Raw genomic sequence first — 1,071 nt, 5'->3', positions numbered from 1 at the left:
TCATCCTCTTTCTGATGAAAAACAACAAACTGCTGTTTCAGAATCTTCTCACTCTTTAGCCGATCAAATGATTGTGCGTGCAGTTCATAAAGAACAACCTTCTTCACAATTAAGCGAGACGTTTTCAGTTTCTCACTTTTTGACCACTCCCTCTACAGATGCGGTATTGTCTATGTCTGTGGCTCCAGTGTTGGTTTTTCACAATGAAATGCAAACCGTACGTGCGGGAAGAGGAGTTCTAGATAAAAGTAAAAAGAATGCAGCTTTATGGACTTATGCGATTAAATCTAAAGAGAGCATTGCGACAGAGCATATAGATTTTAAACTGGATCAGACCGGTATCGTTTTGGGGATCAATGGTTTAAGCGAGTGGGAAAATGGAGAGTTTTATATAGGTGGTTTTGGCAGTTATGATCGTGCCCGTGTTGCGCATGCACGGGGGGGTAACAGTGGAATCAATACTTATGGTATTGGCGCTTATGTCACTTATTTTGATCATAGTGGATGGTATCTCGATGGTATTTTAAAATACAATCATTATCAAAATACTCTAAAAGCCGTTTCAACGAATGGTTTAGAGATTGAAGGAACATATACTCAAAGGGCATTGGGAACTTCCTTTGAAGCTGGTTATCGACTTAAGACGTCAAAGAACAGTTGGTTGCAGCCTTATGGACAATTTACATGGTTGCGTGTTGAGGGTAAAGAAATCAAGTTATCGAATGGCATGACAGGTGACATGCGTCCATTTACTTCATTACGCAGTGAGGTTGGCTTATCTTTAGGATATGAATTTGGTTCTCACATGGATTCCTCATCGTTTGCGTATATTACAGCAGCATGGTTGCGTGAGAATAAAGATGACAATCAAACGTTAATTAATCAACGTCATCCATTTACCACGGACTTATCGGGCAATGCAGGTAAGTTAGGATTAGGTTTAAGCAGTTTTGTGAGTGAGAAGTTAAAGTTATATGGTGAGGCCCATTATGTTAAAGGACATAAAACAAAACAGTCCTTTCAGGGTATTTTAGGTGTACGCTATAGTTTCTAACGATATGGTTATTTTTT

1 protein-coding gene is annotated in these 1,071 nt (G+C 39.1%); it reads left to right on the top strand.

Features of this window, described 5'->3' with window-relative positions; translation table 11 throughout:
* On the top strand, window positions 1-1,054 hold a 1,054-nt coding region (locus ACFIO3_RS13685), incomplete at its 5' end, for an autotransporter outer membrane beta-barrel domain-containing protein (RefSeq protein WP_375704645.1).
* Window positions 1,055-1,071 lie beyond the last annotated feature (17 nt).

Source organism: Bartonella sp. AD328YNZD (assembly GCF_042196425.1).
Note: the sequence above shows the minus strand (reverse complement) of the source record. Positions and strands in the feature narration are given on the sequence as shown.